Below are 17,944 nucleotides of genomic sequence, written 5' to 3'. Positions count from 1 at the left end.
AAGGAAGTGGACGAACCATGACCCCCACGCTTTTCGGCCGGATCCAGACCCGGCTGTTCACGCTCGGCACCATCGGCGTCGTGCTCACCGCGCTGATCGTCCCGGTCCTTCCGGGCACCACCGGCGGCCTCGGCGCCACCTACAAGACCGCCTACCTGATCCTGCTGGCGGTCGCGGTCGTCGGCGTCGGCTGGGAGCTGCTGTACCACCTGCTAATGCAGTTCCGCTGGGACAAGGACTGGCCGACGCTGTTCGGGCTGGTCACCATCCTGAACGAGGGCGCGCTGATGTTCCTGCTGCTGCGCGCCGGCGTCGTGCCGGGCATCGGCGGGAAGGTCGCGGTCTCGACGTTCGTGACGATGTTCGTGTTCGTGTGGATGGGCGTCTGGCTGGTGGCGAACGGGCCGCTGCGGGTGCCGTTCGTGCAGTGGCGGCTGCGCGGCGGACGGTTCCTGTGAGCGTTCCGGGAGCCGCGATCGTCCGTCCGCTGCCGGGGGACGGGCTGGTCGGCCGGGACGGCGGGCTGTCGCTGGCCTGCGCGCTGCCCGGACGCTCCGACACCGCCGCCGTGGACGGCCTGCTGACCGCGCTGGCCGAGGCCGCCGCCGCGGGGGAGAGCGGGCACGGTCTGGTGAGCCGGACGATCCGCGTCCTGGCGGGCGCGTCGGGCGAGGAGTGCCCGTCGGCGTGCGCGGTCGCCGGCCCCGCACCGGACGGCGCTGTCGCGGTGCTGGTCGCGGGCGCCGCCGAGGCGCGCGTGCTCACCGCCGACGGCCGGGAGATCACCATCACCGGGCCGTCCCGCGACGGCTGGACCGAACGCCTGATCAGCGGCCCCGTCGCCCGGCTCGACCTGCGGCTGCCGGGCGCGGGCGAGGTCGATCCGCGGCTGCGGCTGACCTCCGGCGTGGTCCGCGCCGGCGGCCTGCGCCAGATCACCCAGTCCCCCCGAAAGCCCGCTTCACCTGCCGCTTCGTCCTCCCCGTCGTCCTCGCGCCCGTCTGCGCCTGCGCGTGCGCCTGCGCCGTCGCCGTCGCCGTCGCCGTCCGATGCGGGCGGACGGGCCGGTTCGCCCGCCCAGCAGAACTTCGTCGTGCCCCTTCCCGCGACGCGAGCCGAACAGCTGCCCACCCCGCCCAAGCCGTCCACCTCGTCCGCGCCGTCCAAGCCGCGCGGCGCGCCTGAGCCGCAGCACGTCCTCGGCGTGAACTGCAAGAACCACCACTTCAACGACCCGCGCGCGCGGTACTGCGCGGTCTGCGGGATCTCGATGATGCAGGCGACGCTCGCGCCGTTCATGGCGCCGCGGCCGCCGCTGGGGGTGCTGCTGGTGGACGACGGGCAGACCGTCCCGCTGACGACCGACGTGCTGATCGGCCGCGACCCGCGGCAGGCGCCCGGGATCGCCGAGCGCACGGCGATCCCGATGCGGCTGACCGACGACGAGGGTTCGATCTCCCGCCGGCACACCCTGATCCAGCTGGACGGCTGGAAGGTCCGCCTGGTCGACCTGGGCTCGGTGAACGGCACCGCGATCAAGACGTCCGGTGCGCCGGACTTCGAGCGGATCGCGCCGGAGACCTCCGTGCCGCTGGCGCCCGGGACCGCCGTCCGCATCGGGGTGCAGCGGACTTTCCGGTTCGAATCGAACCGGGAAGCGTGAGATCGCGTCTGATGGACCGTTGCACATCGCCGTAACCGGCACCGAACCGCCTTGGAAGGACTACCCCCCAGTGCGATCCCGCTCTTCGAGCGCCCTCACCTACGCTCACCCCCTCTTCTTCTGGGGAGGCTTTCTCGCCTGCGTGGCCGGCGTGCTCCTGCACCTGCCGATGTACCTGCACGGCAAGTCGATGCACTACCACCTGAACGGCATGCCGATGGACACGCCGATGACGGTCGGCATGGTGCTGATCGTCCTCGGTCTGGCGGCGGTCGCCTACGGGCTGGTCACGCCCGAGCTGCTGCGGTCGCGCCCGGCGACCGAGGTCCGGGTGCGGGCCCTGGAGGACGCCCGGCTCCGCCCGGCCCACCTGGCGCTCATCGCCGTGCTGACCATCGCCGTCACCATCGACGCGATGAAGCCGATCTCGCTCGGCTTCGTCGCGCCGGGTGTGGCCAAGGAATACGGGCTGAAGTCGGCGATGAACCCGCACGGGCACCCGGCCGTGGCGCTGCTGCCGTTCTTCGGCCTCACCGGCACCGTGGTCGGCTCGTTCCTGTGGGGGTGGCTGGGCGACCGGATCGGCCGCCGCGCGTCCATCCTGTTCGCCGGTGTGCTGTTCGTGACCACCGCGACCTGCGGCGCGATGCCGTCGTTCAACTGGAACCTTGCGATGTGCTTCCTGATGGGCGCGGGCGCCGGCGGCATGCTCCCGATCACCTTCTCGCTGCTCGCCGAGACCATCCCGGCCCGCCACCGCGGCTGGATCATGGTGCTGATCGGCGGCACGGTCGCGCTCGCCTACGTCCTGACGAGCTGGCTGTCGTCCTCGCTGGTGCCGCACTACTCCTGGCGCATCCTGTGGCTGGTCGGCATGCCGTCCGGGGTGGCGCTGATCCTGCTCAACCGCTGGATCCCCGAGTCGCCGCGGTTCCTGCTGGCGCACGGCCGCGAGGACGAGGCGCGCTCCATCATGGCCCGCTACGGCGCGACCGCGGTGGAGGTCACCGATGAGGAGCCGGAGCCGGGGAGCGCCGAGGGCGCGGACGAGCGCGGCGGCTACTCGCGCCTCTTCCGTCCGCCATATGCGGGCCTGACCTCGGCGGTGGTGGTGCTCGGCCTCGGCATCGGCCTGGTCACCTACGGCTTCCAGCTGTGGATCCCGTCCAACCTGCAGAAGCTCGGCCTCGCCCAGGCCACCGCGGACCGCGCGCTGCGCGACTCGGCGCTGCTCGGCCTCCCGCTGGTGTTCATCGCCGCCGCCCTGTACGGGCTGTGGAGCGCCAAGAAGACCATCATCCTGTTCACCGCGCTGGTCGGCGCGGCGCTGGCCGTGCTGGTGTTCGCCGGTGACGACCTGGCCAAGCACCGCGACTGGCTGTACGTGCTGCTGGCGGGCCCGATCGTCGGGACGAGCACGATCGGCGCGATCCTGGCCGCCTACAGCTCCGAGATCTACCCGACCAGGATCCGCTCGCGCGGCTCGGGCCTGTCGGCGGGCGTCGGCAAGTTCGGCGGCGTCGCGGTGACGATCCTGCTCATCGCGGGGATCGCCGCGCCGTCCATCGGCGTCACCTCGCTGCTGGGGACCGTTCCGCTGATCCTCGCGGTGATCGCGGTCGCGCTGTTCGGCGTCGAGACCCGCCGGGCGGCGGCGCCGAAGCCGGTCGCGGCCGAGGTCGCCCCGGCGGAGGCGTAACCACCGGTCCGCTCGCGCGGCGCCGGCGCCCTGTGATCCGTCACGGACGCGCCGGCGCCGCCGCGTTTCCGGGAGTGGTTTCGGCGTCGTCGGTGTCGGCGTCGGTGCCGTCCCAGGGGCGGAGCTTGTCGGGGTTGCGGACGGCCCAGATGTGCCGGATCCGCCCGTCGGCGATGTCGAAGGCGTAGACGCCGGTGGTGTGCCCGTCCTGCCGGACCACCAGCCCCGGCTGGCCGTTCACCGCGCTCTGCCGGAGCGTCACGTCCTCGGTGAGGTGGGTGGTGAGGGCGAGCAGGTACCGCGCGACCCGGTCGCGGCCCTCGACCGGACGGGTCGTGGTGACCACCAGGCCGCCGCCGTCGGCGGTGAGGACGGCGTCGGGGTCGAGCAGGCCGACCAGGGCGGTGATGTCCCGGGCCTGCATGGCCGCCTTGAAGCCCTTGACCACCTCGTCCCTCGGGACGGCCGGAGCGGCCGCCTGCGGAGCGGCGGCGCGGGCGCGGCGCCGGGCCGCCGACGCCAGCTCGCGGCAGGCGCCCGGAGAGCGGCCGGTGACCTCGGCGATCTCGCTGAACGCGTAGCCGAACACGTCGTGCAGGATGAGCGCGACGCGCTGGGCGGGCGTCATCTCCTCCAGGACGACCAGGAACGCCATGCCGACCGACTCGTCCAGCGTGACGCGGTCGGCCGGATCGGCGGGGGCCGCGGTGGCGGCGGGCCGTCCGCTGATCCAGCCGGTCCGTTCGGGGACCGGCTCGGGGATCCACTCGCCGACGTAGCGCTCGCGGCGGGCGCGCGCCGAGCCGAGCAGGTCCAGGCAGACGCGCCCGGCGACGCGGGTCAGCCACGCGCCGGGATTGGCGATCCCGTCCTGCTCCTCGCGGGACAGGGCGTACCAGCGCGCGTAGGTCTCCTGCACGGCGTCCTCGGCCTCCGAGACCGAACCGAGCAGCCGGTAGGCCAGGCCCATCAACTGCCGCCGCTCACTGACGACCGCAGCCAACCCGGCATCGGGCTGTTCGCTGTCGGCCGCGCTCGGCGCTGCATCGGGCTGGTCGGTTTTCGGCGTCATGGCGGCGCAAGCTCCTTCGATCGTCCTCGGAGACTACGACGAGGTGGCGGCCGGAAATGTCAGGGGCGCCGCGTCCGGAAGGCGTCCGTTGAGGAGCGCGTCGCCGAGGGGGCTGCGGGCGTAGAGGACGAGGCGGCGGTCGCGGTGGGCCGTGACCAGGTGGGCGTCGCGGAGCGCGGTGAGGTGCTGGGACGCGCCGCCGGTGGTCATGCCCAGCCGTCCGGCCAGGTCGGTGGTGGTTGCGGGCGCGTCCAGCTCGGTGAGCAGGCGGGCGCGCGAGCGGCCGAGTACCTGTTCCAACGCGCGCGGGGAGGCGGTCGCGCGCGACTCCCACAGGGTGCCGGCGCCGCGCGCGGGGTAGATCAGCATCGGCTGCCAGGGCTGGGACGTCTGCGTGAAGATCCGCGGCCAGGCGAAGACGGACGGGACGAGCAGCAGGCCGAGCCCGCGTCCGGTGCGGGTGTGGGAGTAGGGGCGGTGGGACAGGTACAGCGTCCCGGGCCGCCATTCCACCTGCGCGTGCAGGTCGCGGAACAGCAGGTCGGCGCCGCCTTCGGCGATGCGCCGCGCGCGGTGCAGGATGTCGCCTTCCAGGACGGACCGTATCCGCGGCCAGTCCGGCGCGAGCGCCGTTTCCCAGTAGCGGACGATCTCGTCGGCGAGCCGTCCCAGGCCCGCCGCCGGATCGGCGTACAGCTCGGCGAGGGCGCGTGGACGCGGGCCGGTCATCCCGTCCAGATCGCGTCGTACCTGGTCAGGGGGTGTCGCGCGGAGCCGGTCCAGCTCGTCCGCCAGGTCGGGGAGCGGCGTGCCGGGCGGCGGGGTGACGAAGTCGGGCGTGCGGTCCGCGGCCGGGACGAGGCCGTCGAGCAGCCGCAGATCCGCCTCCGGCAGCCAGTCGCGGACGTTCTTGATCCACGGCAGGTGGAGGGCGTGGTGCGCCGGGTCCTTGAGCGCGCGGACGCTCATCACGGCCTCGTTCAGGGGCGAGCATGCCAGCCGCGTCTGGGCCACGTCCTGCGCCGAGAACGCCAGTTCGAGCATGGGAAACCCTATTCGACTTAGCTGGAGCTAAGCCAATGGTGTCCGGCGCATGACGGCAGCAGGGTGGCGGCGTGACTTCAGCTCAGACGCGCCTGCCGAGGGTGTTCTGGTTCCTGTTCGCGGGCCAGCTCGCCAACCGGGTCGGCAACATGGTCGTGGCGTTCCTGGCCTTCTACCTGGGCTCACGCGGGCTGTCGCCGGGGCGGACCGGGGTCGTCCTGACGGTCCTGGGCGCGGGCGGGGTGGTGAGCCAGCCGGTCGGCGGCGTCCTGGCCGACCGCGTGGGCTGCCGGTTCACGCTGGTGTTCGGCATGCTCGCTTCGGCCGGGTGCCTGGCGCTGCTCGGCGCCACCGGCGACTTCGCGGTGCTGGTGGTCGCCGCCGGGCTGCTCGGCGTGGTGGGCGATCTGTACCGTCCGGCGTCGGCGGCGGTGATCGCCGACGTCGTTCCCCGGGAGCGGCGCGCGCAGGCGTTCGGCCTGATCTTCTGGGCGATCAACCTCGGCTACCCGCTCGCGGGCGCGATGGCGGGCCTGCTCGCCGCGCACGGCTACTGGCTGCTGTTCACCCTCGACGCCGGAACCTGCGCGGCGTTCGCGCTCCTCGTAGCGCTCGGCGTCCCCCGCGACGTCGGCGCGCCGCGCGAGGCCGGCTCGTCCCGGACGGTGACGGGTGCGGGCTCGTCCCGTCCGGGGGCGGGGGGCGGGGTACCGGACGGCGCTGACCGACCGGCTGTTCGTCGCGCTCGTCGTCCTCGCGACCGCCTACGCGACGGTCTATGCGCAGGCGACGGTCGGCGTGCCGCTGGCGATGCGGGACGCGGGGCTCGCCCCGTCCGCCTACAGTGTGATCCCGGTGGTCAACGGGCTACTCATCGTGGCCGTCCAGCCGGTGGCGGCGCGGTGGCTGGCGCGGGTCGCGCCGCTGCGGGTGCTGGCGGTGTCGTGGGGGACGGTCGGGGTGGGCATGGCGCTGACCGGCCTCGCCGCGACACCGGCGCAGTACGCGGCGACGGCGGTCGTCTGGACGCTCGGCGAGATCGGCGTGGGCGGGTTCACCGCCTCGCTGGTCTCCGACCTGGCTCCGGCGTCCGCGCAGGCCCGCTACCAGGCGGTGTTCGGGTTCGGCTGGGGCCTGTCGAAGCTGGCGGCCGCCGCGGTGTGCGGCGGGGTGTCCGCCACGCTCGGGTGGGGCGCGCTGTGGTGGGGGTGCGCGGGGCTGGGCGCGGTGTGCGGCGGCACCGCGTGGCTGCTGGTCCCGGCGTCGGAGCGCCGCCGCGCCGCGGATCCGCACGCCGCCGTCGCCGATGCCGTCCCGTCCGGGGCCTGAGTTTTCGAGGAATGACGATTTCGAGGAATGACGATGAGGATGACCACGCTGGGCGGCACCGGGATCAAGGTCAGCCGGTACTGCCTGGGCACGATGAACTTCGACCGCTGCGAGGACCCCGGCGACCCGTCCCGCCTGGTGGACGCCGCGCTGGACGCCGGGATCAACTTCGTCGACACCGCCGACGCCTACGGCCGCGGCGAGGTCGAGCGGCTGGTCGGGCGGGCGCTGAAGGGACGCCGCGACGACGTCGTCCTGGCGACCAAGGTGTTCTTCCCGATGGGCGAGGACCCCAACATGGCGGGCGGTTCGCGCCGCTGGATCACCCGCGCCGTGGAGGACAGCCTGCGCCGCCTGGACACCGACTACATCGACCTCTACCAGCTGCACCGTCCCGATCCGGCGACCGACATCGACGAGACCTTGTCCGTCCTGTCCGATCTCGTCCGGGCGGGGAAGGTGCGCGCGATCGGCACGTCCACCTTCCCGGCCGAGCAGATCGTCGAGGCGCAGTGGGTTTCCGAACGCCGCAACCACGTGCGGTTCCGGTGCGAGCAGATGTCCTACTCGATGCTCGTCCGCGGGCCCGAGACGTCCGTGCTGCCGACCTGCCGGCGCTACGGCGTCGGGGCGATCGCGTGGAGCCCGCTCGCCGGCGGCTTCCTCACCGGCCGCTACCGCAAGCAACAGCCGATGGACCTCGGCACCGGACGCGCCGCTCGCTACCCGCAGCGCTTCGACCCGAGCCCGCCGGGCAACGCGCGCAAGCTGGAGGCCGTTGAGGAGCTGCTCGTCCTGGCGGAGCAAGCGGGCTGCTCGCTGACCCACCTGGCGATGGCGTTCGTCCTGGCGCACCCGGCGATCACCTCGGCGATCATCGGCCCGCGCACCCCCGCCCAGCTCGCCGACCTCCTGGACGGCGCCGACCTGCGCCTCGACGACGACGTCCTGGACCGCATCGACCAGATCATCGAGCCCGGCACCACCCTGAACCGCGCCGACGCCGGTTCGCAACTGCCCCCGTCCCTGACCGACGCGTCCCTGCGCCGCCACCCGTTCGCGCTCCGCGGCGCCTAGGCCCAGGCGCCGGCCTCGGCGATCACGGCCGAGGCCACACCGGCGGTCTGGGCGGCGATCTGGGCCGGGGGAGTGGGCCGGTCGTTCTCCAACCACCAGGTGACGGCCTGCACGAACATCGCCGCCACCAGCGTCGGGACCAGGGCCGGACGAGGCCCGGGGTTGTCGGGAAGGTGCTGCGCGGCCATGCCGGTGAGCGTGGCGCGCATGCGGTCGGCGAACCACGGACTGCCGTTCCTGCCCAGCAGCGCGCCGTACAGCCGGTGGTACTCGGCGATGTGCTCCCAGAACGAGGTCCAGCGCTCCTCGACCGGACGCTCCTGGTCGGCCATCTTGCCGACCAGCGCCGCGATCGCCTCGTCGAAGATCTGCTCCACCAGGTGGAACTTGTCGCGGTAGTTCCGGTAGAACGCGGCGCGGCTGACCATGGCGCGCCCGGTGATCTCGCCGACGGTCAGGCGGTCGAAGCCGCGTTCCTCGATGAGTTCCACCAGCGCCGTGCGCAGCAGCGTGCGCGTCCGCCGCACCCGCAGGTTCTCCGTCTGCGGCAATTCCGGCTCCTTGTCTCGATCGGGACAGCGCGGCCGGACTGCTGCTTGCCGCGCCCGCTGCCCGGCCACCAGACTCGATCGCGGACAGGCCGTCCAGATCGGGACATGCTGTCTCCTTCGGGAGGTGCTGTCAATCGTGCCCGCAACCCGAGGGAGCCGTCGTATGCGCATCGTCCGCGTCCATGGATTCGGGCCGCCGGAAGTCATGAAGGTCGAGGAGTCCGAGCCGCCGCGTCCGGCGTCCGGGCAGGTCGTGGTGGACGTCGAGCTCGCCGGGGCGCTGTTCGCCGAGACCATCGTCCGCTCGGGCCGCTACCCGTTCCCGCTGCCGTACGAGCCGGGCATTGAGGTCGCCGGACGCGTCACCGCCGCCGGCCCGGACGTCGACCCGTCCCTGGTCGGACGCCGCGTGGTCGCCACCACGGCCGGCAACACCGGCGGCTACGCCGAACAAGCCCTGGCCGAGGTCGGAAACGTCTACGAGGTGCCCTCCGGCCTGCCTCTGAACCGGGCCGTCCCGGTGTTCCAAGCGGGCGCGGTCGCCCTCAGCATCCTGTCGGCCATGCGCGTCCAGTCCGGCGAGACCGTCCTCATCACCGCCGCCGCCGGACGCATCGGATCCCTACTGGTCCAGCTCGCCACCGCGCAGGGCTTGCGCGTCATCGCCGCCGCGAGCACCGCCGGCAAGCTCGCGATCGCTGCCGACCTCGGCGCCGCCGTCACCGTCGACTACAGCGCGTCCGGCTGGGTGGACGAGGTCAAGGACGCCACGGGCGGACGCGGCGTCGATGTCGTCCTGGACGCGATCGGCGGAGACCTCGGCGAGCAGGCCGGCCAGACCGCCGCCGACGGCGCGGGCCGCATCGGCGTCTACGGTTTCGCCTCGGGCACCTGGCTGCCGCTGGACACCCTCCAGATCGTCCAACGCGGCCTGACCGTCGTCGGCCCGCTCGGCATCACCTTCGCCAAACCCCTCGCCGACCAGCGCGCCGACACCGAACAGGCCCTCGCCGCGGCCGCCGCCGGCGACCTCGTCCCGCGCGTCCACGCGACCTACCCGCTGGACCGGGCCGTCGACGCCCACCACGACCTGGAGCAGCGCCGCAACCACGGCGCCATCCTGCTCACCCCGTGACGCGTCAGCCGTCCCGCACCCCTTCACCCGCGCCGGTCGAGCACCTCGATCACCGTCTCAGACCCAGGCCGCCGCACATACTCCGGCTGATGCGGCAACCCCCGCAACCCCTCAACAAACGCCCCAACATCCCGCGGTATCTCGGCCCCAGGACGCAGCAGGCCGTCATTCAACCGATACGACACCCGCGTCCCCTGCCTTGTGGAGGCCTCCAACACCTCAAGCGCCCCCGCCTCACCCGTCCCATCCACACGCTGCCGGTAATGCCGCCCGTCCCACCACGTCTCGGCGACGACCTCGGTGCACAACGCGGCCACCGGCGCCATCCCCGTCCGATGCACGCTCGGCCGCCCGCACAACGTCGTGGTCAACAGCATCGTGAGCAGAGGCGGCCCGTCCCGATACCCCGGCTCAACCGGAATGCCGCCCCCGTCGTCCTCCACCGAAAACCGAAGCGCCCCCTCCACAACAACCCTGACCCGCCGCGCCCCGACCTCGGTCAGCGCATCCTGCACCGCCAGCGCCAGCGCCACCCCCGCCAACCCCGGATCGTCCAACGCCACCCCGAAGTACAAAAGCGGCCGCCCCCGAACAGCCTCAAACACCGAAACAACCCTCACCGCCGCCCCGTCGTACTCCACCCCCACCCTCCCTCCGGCCAGAGCGCAGATCCCTAGAAGATGCCACCCAGCGGATCGGCCGCCAACTCATGAAGCCTCCGGGCAACGGGATGCCGAAGGCCGGGATCGATCGCCCAACCGAGCGCCGCCAACTCCGCCGGCGCCACGCTTGTCCGGCCCGCCACCCCAAAGGCGCCACAAACCCCACCAGGCTCACCACATCGGTACACCCGTGCCTGCCCCTTCGACGCACCGCAAGACCCAATCGTTGCAACTGTGGGAGACCGCCCAGGGGCTTGGGGGCGGACGCCAGGGGTCAGGTGCGTGTTAGGCGGTGGGTGAGTTGGGCGCGGAGGTCTAGGTCTTGGTGGATGGCGGTGACGCCTCCCCAGCAGCTGTGGCGGCGGTCGTCGGCGAGGACGGCCCGGATGATGGCGAGGTAGCCGTCCGGCAGGTCGTCCACGCTGGCCAGGGCGCGGGCGGCGGACATCACGACGGGGTGCGGGCGGCCTTCCAGGAGGTCGCGGAGGGGACGGATCAGGATGTGGGTTCCCTCGTCCGGGTCGCCGGTGATCTTGATGAGGGCGTGGCCGGCCTCGTGGGCGGTCCAGGGGTGGGCGGCCTTGGCCAGCAGGCGCAGGGTGGGGACGTGGGCGGCGGCGTGCGGTCCGAGGTCGCCGAGGCGGTGGGAGACGTGAGGGTCCTCGCCGAGGCGCGGGCCGAGGACGCGCAGGGCGGGCTCGGGGTCGCCGGTCACCCGGAAATGCGCCCAGGCAGTGTCCACGGCCGCCGTGCGCTCGCTCGCGCCAAGCCGTTGTTCCAGCTCGGGGGCGGCCTCGGCGGCCTGCGGGCCGATCGCGCCGAGCGCGCTGGCGACCCAGCCGCGCGGGTCGTCCCCGAGGAGAGCGACCAGGTTCGGGACGACCCGTGCGACCTCGGTGGCCTGCGTATCGGCCCATGCGGTCAGGATCTCCAGCACCGACCGGCGGAGGTCGGCGTCGGGACGCAGGTGCGGAGCGAGCGCCGGGACCAGGGAAGCGGCCCAAGGCGCGCACGGCGTCAGCAGTTCGGCGAGCGAGGGCGCGCTGGGGAAGAAAACGAACTTGTCCGCGCGCCGCTCGTAGGGGAGGAAGCTCGACTCTTGCGGGGCGAGCAGTTCGAGAAGGCCGGGGACGGCTCGGTCGTCACCCGACCAGGCCAGGCCCCACAGCGCGACGTCCGCTGATGGTCCGTCCAGGTGGGCGGCCAGCAGGTTGGCGTCGCGGGCGTCCTCGGGACGGGCGTGGGCGGCGAGGATCTGCAGGACCGGCGCCGGGTCTGGAAGCTCGTCCACGCGTGCGCGCAAAGCGGCAGGCAGGCCGGGCGCTCGCGTGCGGACCAGCACCTGGCCCGCGGCTGAGACGGCCGCAATGTGCATGCGCCGCTCAGGGTGTTCGAGCAGCGCGATGCAGACGGCCTCGCCGCACTGCGGGTCGAGGTTGTGCAGGATGTCCCGTGCCGCGCGGTCGGGGTCGCAGGCGGCCAGGTTGCTGTGCTGCAGCGGGACGGGCCCGCCGGCCAGCCCCGCGACGATCGGGGCGACTGGGACCGGACGTCCCGGAAGCGCGGTGGCCAGCGCGAGCGTGGCATACATCGCGTGGTGCTCGTCCGGGCCGTCCATCTGGTCGCGCAGGAAGGTGAGCGTCTGCGGCAGGACGGCCACCGACAGCCGTCCGGCGAGGGCGCCGAGCGCGAGCAGCGTGTCGGTCCGGACCGACACGTCGGGGTCGGGCCACGCGGCGATCAGCGCTCGGGCGACGTCGTCGGGCGCGGCGACGTCCTTGCTGAGCGCCCAGATCGCGCCCGTCCGGACGGCCGGATCCGCATCTTGCAGCAGGGCGAGCAACCCGGGACGCGCCCGCTCCCACGCCTGCGGCCAGCCGGACGCCACCTGGCGCGCGGGAACCTTCGCAGCCGTCTCCGCCAGGCGCGCGACGATCTCCAGAACGTCCGGTCGGCGCGAGACGAGCGGCGACCCGGCGGCCTCCATCAAGAACGGGAGGGCCGCCGGGGCGGCCGTGCAGATGAACCCGCCCTGGTGGTACAGCTCGTTGAGCAACTCGTCGGCGGCTTCGAACGCCTCCTGCTCCACGAGCAGCGAACGCAGTAGGGCAGGCACATCGCAGCGTCCCGAATAGGCGTAACCGAGCGCGCCCCACGCGATGTCGTCGACACCCTCAAAGACCACAAAGCGACGATAACGGGCCCCGTGGGAGCCGGCCTGTCGGCTCCCACGGGGGGATCAGTTCTTCAGCGCGGCGGCGATCGAGTCGGCGATGGTGGTGGTCGGACGGCCGATGAGGCGCCGCAGGTCGCCGGTGACCGCGGCCAGCTCGCCGCGGGCGATGCCCAGGTCGGCGTCGGCGACGCTTTCGGCATCGCGTGCCGGGACACCGGCGTCCGTCATGATCTTGCTGTACTCGGCGGCCGGCAGATGCCGGTAGGCGATCGTCCGGCCGGTCTGCCGCGACACCTCGTCGGCCAGGTCGGCGAACGTCCAGGCCTGGTCGCCGCTCAGCTCGTACACCGTCTTGTCGCCTTCGCCGGTCAGGACGGCGGCCGCGGCGGCGGCGTAGTCGGCGCGCGAGGCCGAGGCGATGCGCCCCTCACCGGCGCTGCCCAGCACGACCCCCGACTTCAGGACGAACCCGAGGTTGCCCGAGTAGTTCTCGTTGTACCAACCGTTGCGCAGGAACACATACGGCAGACCGGACTCCAGGATGAGCTGCTCGGTCGCAGCATGGTGGGCGGCGATCCGGAACGTCGCCGCGCTGCCGCCCAGCACGCTGGTGTAGGCGAGCAGCGCCACGCCCGCCTTCGCGGCGGCGTCCACCACGGCGGCATGCTGGGCAGTGTTGTCCTCCATCGCGTTGCTGGAGATCAGCAGCACCCTGTCGCCCGCCTCGAACACGCCCTCAAGCGTCCGCGGCTCGGTGTAGTCGGCGACCCGGATCCGAACACCCAGCCCCGCAAGGTCGGCGGCCTTGGCCCGGTTGCGCACAACCGCCACGACCTCGCCCGCCGGAACGCGCTCCAGCAGTTCGTCCACGACCAGGCGGCCCAGCTGTCCGGTGGCTCCAGTGACGACGATGCTCATGACGATCGCTCCAATCGGGATGCGGGCCCTGGTGGGCCGTGCTGATGACCCCAACCTCCCGGACGGCCCTGACCACCCACGCACCACCCACGCACCACACCCCCGCCACCGAACAGCCCAAGACCGTCCCGGACGAATCGCCGGATACGAATAAGCGCGAAGAATCACGTCCTGCCGGACGCGCGTTCACTGCTCCCTGCTGACGTCTGCGACCACGCAGCAGGCGCGGACCTGACGGGCAAGCAGTCTCGGGCTCAAGCTCGCAGACCTCCTGGATGCGCCCCCAGCGGCATCCCGAGGCGACGGAGCCACGCCACCAGACGCGCGCGTTCGAGCTGCGCCGGGTCATAGAGCCAGTAACCGGTCCCCGGATCGACGCGCGCCGGCGTCAGCAGCCCAAACTCGTCGTACAGCCGCAGCACCTTGGGCGAGAGGCGAGACGCCAGAGCGAACGCCCGATCGTCAGCCTGCGGCGTGCAACGGCGTGTACAGCTCGCGTTCGAGGCCGTCGCGAAGATGTTCAGGCAGGTCGGCGTACTGCTCGGCCCATTCCCGCAGTCGGTTCTGCTCCACGGTCGCGTCCGTCCGGTCGAAGGCGCCTGGCGTGATCTGATCGCGCCAATATGGCCCGTGGCGGACGGGATCTGATCCCGGATCGCCTCCCGCGTAGTCGCAGCCGTACACCTCATGCTCGATGAGCATCGCGAGGACCTGCCGGTCTGCGACTGGGCCGGGCAGCCGGAAGTGCTGGACGTCCACCCACTGGAGAGTGCTGTTGTTGAAGTTGATGAAGACATGGCGCTGATGATCAAGGCGCTCGGCGGGGCCTCCTCCAACCTCCGGCACCTTCACGAGGCCGCTACACCCTCCCCAGCAAGCAGGACGCCGAGGCCTGGAAGGTCGGTGCCATTCAGGTACAGGCCGAGCCCTTCGGTAACGCCGCACGGCACGGCGTCGAAGCCGTCCAGGACCACGAAGGAGCCGCGCGGAGCGCCGACGGACTTCATGAACTGGGTCACGACGGACAGCGTCTGCTCTGGGAAGCCGGCGACTGCAATCTCGATGTCGCTGGACAGCGGTTCACGGTCTTTGCTCAGCAACGTTCCGCCTCCGTCGATCTGGGATCCAGGAGATCGCCGGTTCAGCACCTCTTGGAGCGCGGCTTCCAGACTGTGGCGGTGCTCGGGCTGATGACTGAACGCCAGGTGGACTCTCATGTGCTGCGACACCCCCGTGATCCTAGAGTCAAGTCACGGGCGGCCCCTGGCCGAACCTGCGCCGGAGCTGCCCGACCTCGCAGTTCACCCCAGAGCGTGGGGGCCAGGCGGACGCCCAGGTCACATACCCACGCGCCGCGCTACAGGCCTCGCGCATCACCGGAATCCTGCGGCGGATCCGGGAAATGCAGCTCACTGGACTGGGGGTCGTAGATCGCGAGTCCGAGTCGTCCGGCAAGGTTCCCGACGAGACGGAGCGCCGGATCGCTTTTCGCTGAGTGGGACATGTGCAGGATGACGTGGTCGATGCCGACGTTCAGCGGTACGGACATCCACGGCGACTCCTCGCTCAGCTTCCCGTGATCGGGAAACGCCGCGCGCAGCTCGTCGCCGAAGACCGCGATCCGCTGATCGATCTCTCCCTCTGGATGGCCGCCGCCACGACAGCGTTCCAGCATCGCCTGGGCCGACTCCAGCGTCTCACCGGGCGCCAGAGCAAGAACAGCAAGATCGAAACTCATGGCAGATGCTCCCACATCCGTAGGAAGAAGCCCTCAACGCATGCGAACCAGGTGCCGGACTTGGGTGGTCTGGGCGCGAGGTGAGGGCTTCTCGTCAGGGCGATCATCCCGCTTGCCGACTACGAATGCCCTCGGAACCTGTTGGGTTAGGCGGGGGTGGTGGTGGGGGTTAGGGAGGTTCGGAGTTTGCGGAAGGCGGCGGGGCGGCCGGCGGCGACTGCGGCGATGGGGTGGCCGTTGCGGTGGGCCAGGGCGGTGAAGTCGAAGGTGTGCGGGTCGCCGGTGATGTCCAGGTGGTCGGCGTCGGTGGGGTGGCCGCAGATCTGCACGGTGACGCCGTACTGTTTCGTCCAGCACCAGGGGACGGCGTTGTAGGGGCGATCGGCGCCGAGCATGTTCGCCGCTGCCAAGGCGCCGTGGTCTTGGGCGTGGTTCCAGTGTTCGCCGCGCAGCATCCCGCCGCCGGACGGGTCGGGGTAGCGGGCCACGTCGCCGGCGGCGAAGATGTCGGGTTCGGAGGTGCGGCCGTAGGCGTCGACGATGACGCCGTCGGAGACCAGGAGTCCGGCGCGTTCGGCCAGGCGGGTGCGGGGGCAGGTGCCGACCGCGATCAGGACGGCGTCGGCTTGCCGGGTCTGTCCTGATGCGGTGACCTCCACGCCGCTGTTCAGAGGGCGCAGCGCTTGCAGGTGCGTCGAGGTGAGGAGTTCGACGCCTTCGGAGCGGTGGAGGTCGGCGACGGCGTCGGCGAGGGCGGGCGGCAGGACGCGGGCCAGCGGACGGTCCATGGCCTCCAGGACGGTGACGCGGCAGCCGAGGCGGCGGGCAGTGGCGGCGACTTCCAGGCCGACGAGTCCGGCGCCGACGACGACCAGCGAGGCGTCCGGGACGAGGGCGGTGCGCAGCGCGGACGCGTCGGCCAGCGTGCGCAGGGTGTGGACGTGCGGCAGGCCCGAGGCCAGGGAGAGCGGGCGTGGCGCGCTGCCGGTCGCCAGCAGCAGCCGGTCGTAGCGCAGGGAGTTGCCGCCCGTGAAGGTGACGGCTCCGCCGCCGATGGAGTCGACCCGGGCGGAGACCATGAGGTCGATGTCCAGGTCGTCCCAGGTGGCGGCGGGTTTGAGGCTGATGCGCTCGGGCGTGGCCGTCCCGTCGAGCAGCTCCTTGGAGAGCGCGGGGCGGCGGTAGGGGAGTTCGGGGTCCTCGCCGGCCAGGACGATCTGCCCGTCGAAGCCGTCCTTGCGCAGGGTGAGGGCGGCGGTGGCACCGGCGACGCCGGTGCCGACCACGACGATGCGGCGGGGCTCAGGCACGCGCCGACTCGGCCATCTGGAAGTCGGACTTGGCCGCGCCGCAGTCCGGGCAGGACCAGTCGTCGGGGATGTCCTCCCAGCGGGTGCCGGGCGCGATGCCCTCGTCGGGCCAGCCTTCGGCCTCGTCGTAGACGAAGCCGCAGACCAGGCATTCCCAGACCTTGTACTCGTTCATTCGCTGACCTCCTCGAAATCGACCTTCTCCCGGACGCCGCAGTCGGGGCAGCACCAGTCGTCGGGCACGTCCTGCCAGGACGTCCCCGGCGGGAAGCCCTCGCGCGGCTCGCCGGCCTTCTCGTCGTAGACGTACTCGCACACCGGGCACTGATGGCGGCTCACGAGGCGGCTCCGTGGCGGGCGAGGATGCGCGCGCGGCGGCGCGGATGCAGGTTGGCGCGGGTGATGTCGCCGCCGTAGTGGGCGAGCACCCGCTTGTCCATGACGCGGCGCCACAGCGGCGGCACGTAGGCCAGGACGATCATCGTGGCGTAGCCGGACGGCAGCTCGGGCGCCTCGTCGAAGTGGCGCAGCGCCTGGTAGCGGCGGGTGGGGTTGGCGTGGTGGTCGCTGTGCCGCTGCAGGTGGTACAGGAGGACGTTGGAGGCGATGTTGTTGCTGTTCCAGCTGTGCTGCGGGGTGCAGCGCTCGTAGCGTCCGCTCGGGGTGCGCTGGCGGAGCAGGCCGTAGTGCTCCAGGTAGTTGACGGCCTCCAGCAGCGAGAAGCCGAACGCGGCCTGGACGAGCAGGTAGGGCAGCGCCTCGATGCCGAAGACCCCGACGAGGACGGCGAACAGGCCCGGCGTCATCGCCCAGGCGTTGATGACGTCGTTGCGCGGTGTCCACGGGCCCTTGCCGGAACGCTTGAGCCGGTTGCGCTCCAGTTCCCAGCCCGACCGCAGCCCGCCCCACACGCTTCGCGGCAGGAACCCCCAGAACGTCTCGCCCATGCGGGAGCTGGCCGGGTCCTCGGGTGTCGCCACCCGGACGTGGTGGCCGCGGTTGTGCTCGATGTAGAAGTGCCCGTACGCGGTCTGCGCGAGTGCGATCTTCGACAGCCAGCGCTCCAGCGAGTCCTTCTTGTGGCCGAGTTCGTGCGCGGTGTTGATGCCGATACCGCCGACCGCGCCGATGGTCAGCGCCAGCCCGATCTTGTCGACGACGCTCAGGCCGCCGGCGCGCGTCCACAGGACGCAGGCCAGGACGAGCCCGGCGTACTGCAGCGGCAGGAACAGGTAGGTGCACCAGCGGTAGTAGCGCTGCCCCTCCAGCCAGGCCAGCAGGCTCTCGGGCGGGTTCACCGCGTCCTTGCCGACCAGCTGGTCCAGGACGGGGAAGATGCCGAACAGCAGGACCAGCCCCGACCACCAGAAGATCCCCAGCCCGGTCGCCGCGGCGAGTCCCCAGGCCAGGAACGGGAAGGTCGGCACGAACAGGCCGAGCAGCCACAGGTACCGCTTGGGATCCCGCCAGGTCGCCTCCGCCCCGTCGGGCACGCTGATCGCTGTCATGCGGCACTCCTTACATTTTTCCGCCAACTGTCCAGAAACTAGACACTTCTGTTCAAAGCGTC

At 72.0% G+C, this 17,944-nt stretch carries 20 protein-coding genes and 1 pseudogene; 7 read left to right on the top strand and 14 right to left on the bottom strand.

Annotated elements, in window-relative coordinates:
- The first annotated feature begins 17 nt into the window (after positions 1-17).
- The 3 genes from FHU30_RS37760 (at position 18) to FHU30_RS37750 (ending at position 3,362) form a co-directional block, all read left to right on the top strand.
- Entirely contained in the window at positions 18-458 is a 441-nt protein-coding gene (locus FHU30_RS37760; protein WP_253882365.1) for a hypothetical protein, read from the top strand.
- Positions 455-1,663: an FHA domain-containing protein gene (locus tag FHU30_RS37755; protein WP_253882364.1), complete on the top strand. Its 1,209-nt coding sequence runs from the start codon at positions 455-457 to the stop codon at positions 1,661-1,663. Before FHU30_RS37760 ends, FHU30_RS37755 begins: the two co-directional genes overlap by 4 nt.
- 142 nt (positions 1,664-1,805) lie before the next feature.
- A complete protein-coding gene (locus tag FHU30_RS37750; RefSeq protein ID WP_253882363.1) occupies positions 1,806-3,362 on the top strand; it encodes an MFS transporter in 1,557 nt (518 codons plus the stop codon).
- Positions 3,363-3,402: 40 nt separating this feature from the next.
- On the opposite strand, the gene sigJ is transcribed toward FHU30_RS37750, so the two are convergent.
- Positions 3,403-4,434, bottom strand: coding sequence for an RNA polymerase sigma factor SigJ (gene sigJ, locus FHU30_RS37745; protein WP_253882362.1), 1,032 nt, complete (start codon positions 4,432-4,434; stop codon positions 3,403-3,405).
- A 33-nt stretch (positions 4,435-4,467) separates the two neighbouring features.
- Positions 4,468-5,478: an ArsR/SmtB family transcription factor gene (locus FHU30_RS37740; RefSeq protein WP_253882361.1), complete on the bottom strand. Its 1,011-nt coding sequence runs from the start codon at positions 5,476-5,478 to the stop codon at positions 4,468-4,470.
- Positions 5,479-5,627: 149 nt separating this feature from the next.
- Here FHU30_RS37740 and FHU30_RS47825 point away from each other — a divergent pair.
- The 3 genes and pseudogenes from FHU30_RS47825 to FHU30_RS37725 all read left to right on the top strand — a co-directional run.
- Positions 5,628-6,080 (top strand): annotated as a pseudogene (locus tag FHU30_RS47825) (MFS transporter); the annotation flags it as partial.
- A gap of 70 nt (positions 6,081-6,150) precedes the next feature.
- Complete coding sequence (locus FHU30_RS37730; protein WP_253882359.1) at positions 6,151-6,807, top strand: MFS transporter; 657 nt, start codon at positions 6,151-6,153, stop codon at positions 6,805-6,807.
- A gap of 33 nt (positions 6,808-6,840) precedes the next feature.
- Positions 6,841-7,884, top strand: a complete 1,044-nt coding sequence (locus tag FHU30_RS37725) for an aldo/keto reductase (RefSeq protein WP_253882358.1) — start codon at positions 6,841-6,843, stop codon at positions 7,882-7,884.
- Here the strand turns inward: FHU30_RS37725 and FHU30_RS37720 are convergent.
- Positions 7,881-8,435 (bottom strand): TetR/AcrR family transcriptional regulator, encoded by a 555-nt coding sequence (locus FHU30_RS37720; protein WP_253882357.1) that lies wholly within the window; start codon positions 8,433-8,435, stop codon positions 7,881-7,883. The genes FHU30_RS37725 and FHU30_RS37720 overlap by 4 nt on opposite strands.
- A gap of 163 nt (positions 8,436-8,598) precedes the next feature.
- Here FHU30_RS37720 and FHU30_RS37715 point away from each other — a divergent pair, with 163 nt between their 5' ends.
- Positions 8,599-9,570, top strand: a complete 972-nt coding sequence (locus tag FHU30_RS37715) for a zinc-binding dehydrogenase (protein ID WP_253882356.1) — start codon at positions 8,599-8,601, stop codon at positions 9,568-9,570.
- Positions 9,571-9,593: 23 nt separating this feature from the next.
- Here the strand turns inward: FHU30_RS37715 and FHU30_RS37710 are convergent, their stop codons facing one another.
- From FHU30_RS37710 to FHU30_RS37660, 11 genes are all read right to left on the bottom strand, one after another.
- Positions 9,594-10,211 carry an ATP-binding protein gene (locus FHU30_RS37710; RefSeq protein ID WP_253882355.1) on the bottom strand — a complete coding sequence of 206 codons (618 nt, stop codon included), beginning with the start codon at positions 10,209-10,211 and terminating at the stop codon, positions 9,594-9,596.
- A 295-nt stretch (positions 10,212-10,506) separates the two neighbouring features.
- The gene (locus FHU30_RS37705) at positions 10,507-12,417 is read right to left on the bottom strand and encodes a HEAT repeat domain-containing protein (protein WP_253882354.1); all 1,911 of its coding nucleotides are present in this window, start codon (positions 12,415-12,417) and stop codon (positions 10,507-10,509) included.
- Between the two features lie 54 nt (positions 12,418-12,471).
- Positions 12,472-13,326: an NAD(P)H-binding protein gene (locus FHU30_RS37700; protein ID WP_253882353.1), complete on the bottom strand. Its 855-nt coding sequence runs from the start codon at positions 13,324-13,326 to the stop codon at positions 12,472-12,474.
- A 254-nt stretch (positions 13,327-13,580) separates the two neighbouring features.
- Positions 13,581-13,772, bottom strand: a complete 192-nt coding sequence (locus FHU30_RS47410; RefSeq protein WP_308211476.1) for a MerR family transcriptional regulator — start codon at positions 13,770-13,772, stop codon at positions 13,581-13,583.
- 16 nt (positions 13,773-13,788) lie between these two features.
- Complete coding sequence (locus FHU30_RS47405) at positions 13,789-14,178, bottom strand: hypothetical protein (RefSeq protein ID WP_253882351.1); 390 nt, start codon at positions 14,176-14,178, stop codon at positions 13,789-13,791.
- Positions 14,175-14,555, bottom strand: coding sequence for a hypothetical protein (locus tag FHU30_RS37685; RefSeq protein ID WP_253882350.1), 381 nt, complete (start codon positions 14,553-14,555; stop codon positions 14,175-14,177). The genes FHU30_RS47405 and FHU30_RS37685 overlap by 4 nt, the downstream gene beginning before the upstream one ends.
- Before the next feature lie 128 nt (positions 14,556-14,683).
- The gene (locus FHU30_RS37680) at positions 14,684-15,064 is read right to left on the bottom strand and encodes a hypothetical protein (RefSeq protein WP_253882349.1); all 381 of its coding nucleotides are present in this window, start codon (positions 15,062-15,064) and stop codon (positions 14,684-14,686) included.
- Positions 15,065-15,210: 146 nt separating this feature from the next.
- Positions 15,211-16,374 (bottom strand): NAD(P)/FAD-dependent oxidoreductase, encoded by a 1,164-nt coding sequence (locus FHU30_RS37675; RefSeq protein WP_253882348.1) that lies wholly within the window; start codon positions 16,372-16,374, stop codon positions 15,211-15,213.
- The gene (locus FHU30_RS37670; RefSeq protein WP_253882347.1) at positions 16,367-16,549 is read right to left on the bottom strand and encodes a rubredoxin; all 183 of its coding nucleotides are present in this window, start codon (positions 16,547-16,549) and stop codon (positions 16,367-16,369) included. Before FHU30_RS37670 ends, FHU30_RS37675 begins: the two co-directional genes overlap by 8 nt.
- Positions 16,546-16,713 carry a rubredoxin gene (locus FHU30_RS47400; protein ID WP_253882346.1) on the bottom strand — a complete coding sequence of 56 codons (168 nt, stop codon included), beginning with the start codon at positions 16,711-16,713 and terminating at the stop codon, positions 16,546-16,548. Before FHU30_RS47400 ends, FHU30_RS37670 begins: the two co-directional genes overlap by 4 nt.
- On the bottom strand, positions 16,710-17,882 hold the full coding sequence (locus tag FHU30_RS37660; RefSeq protein WP_253882345.1) for an alkane 1-monooxygenase: 1,173 nt from the start codon (positions 17,880-17,882) through the stop codon (positions 16,710-16,712). The genes FHU30_RS47400 and FHU30_RS37660 overlap by 4 nt, the downstream gene beginning before the upstream one ends.
- Positions 17,883-17,944: the final 62 nt, after the last annotated feature.

This window comes from Actinomadura rupiterrae (genome assembly GCF_024172125.1).
Lineage (GTDB): Bacteria > Actinomycetota > Actinomycetes > Streptosporangiales > Streptosporangiaceae > Spirillospora > Spirillospora rupiterrae.
Note: the sequence above shows the minus strand (reverse complement) of the source record. Positions and strands in the feature narration are given on the sequence as shown.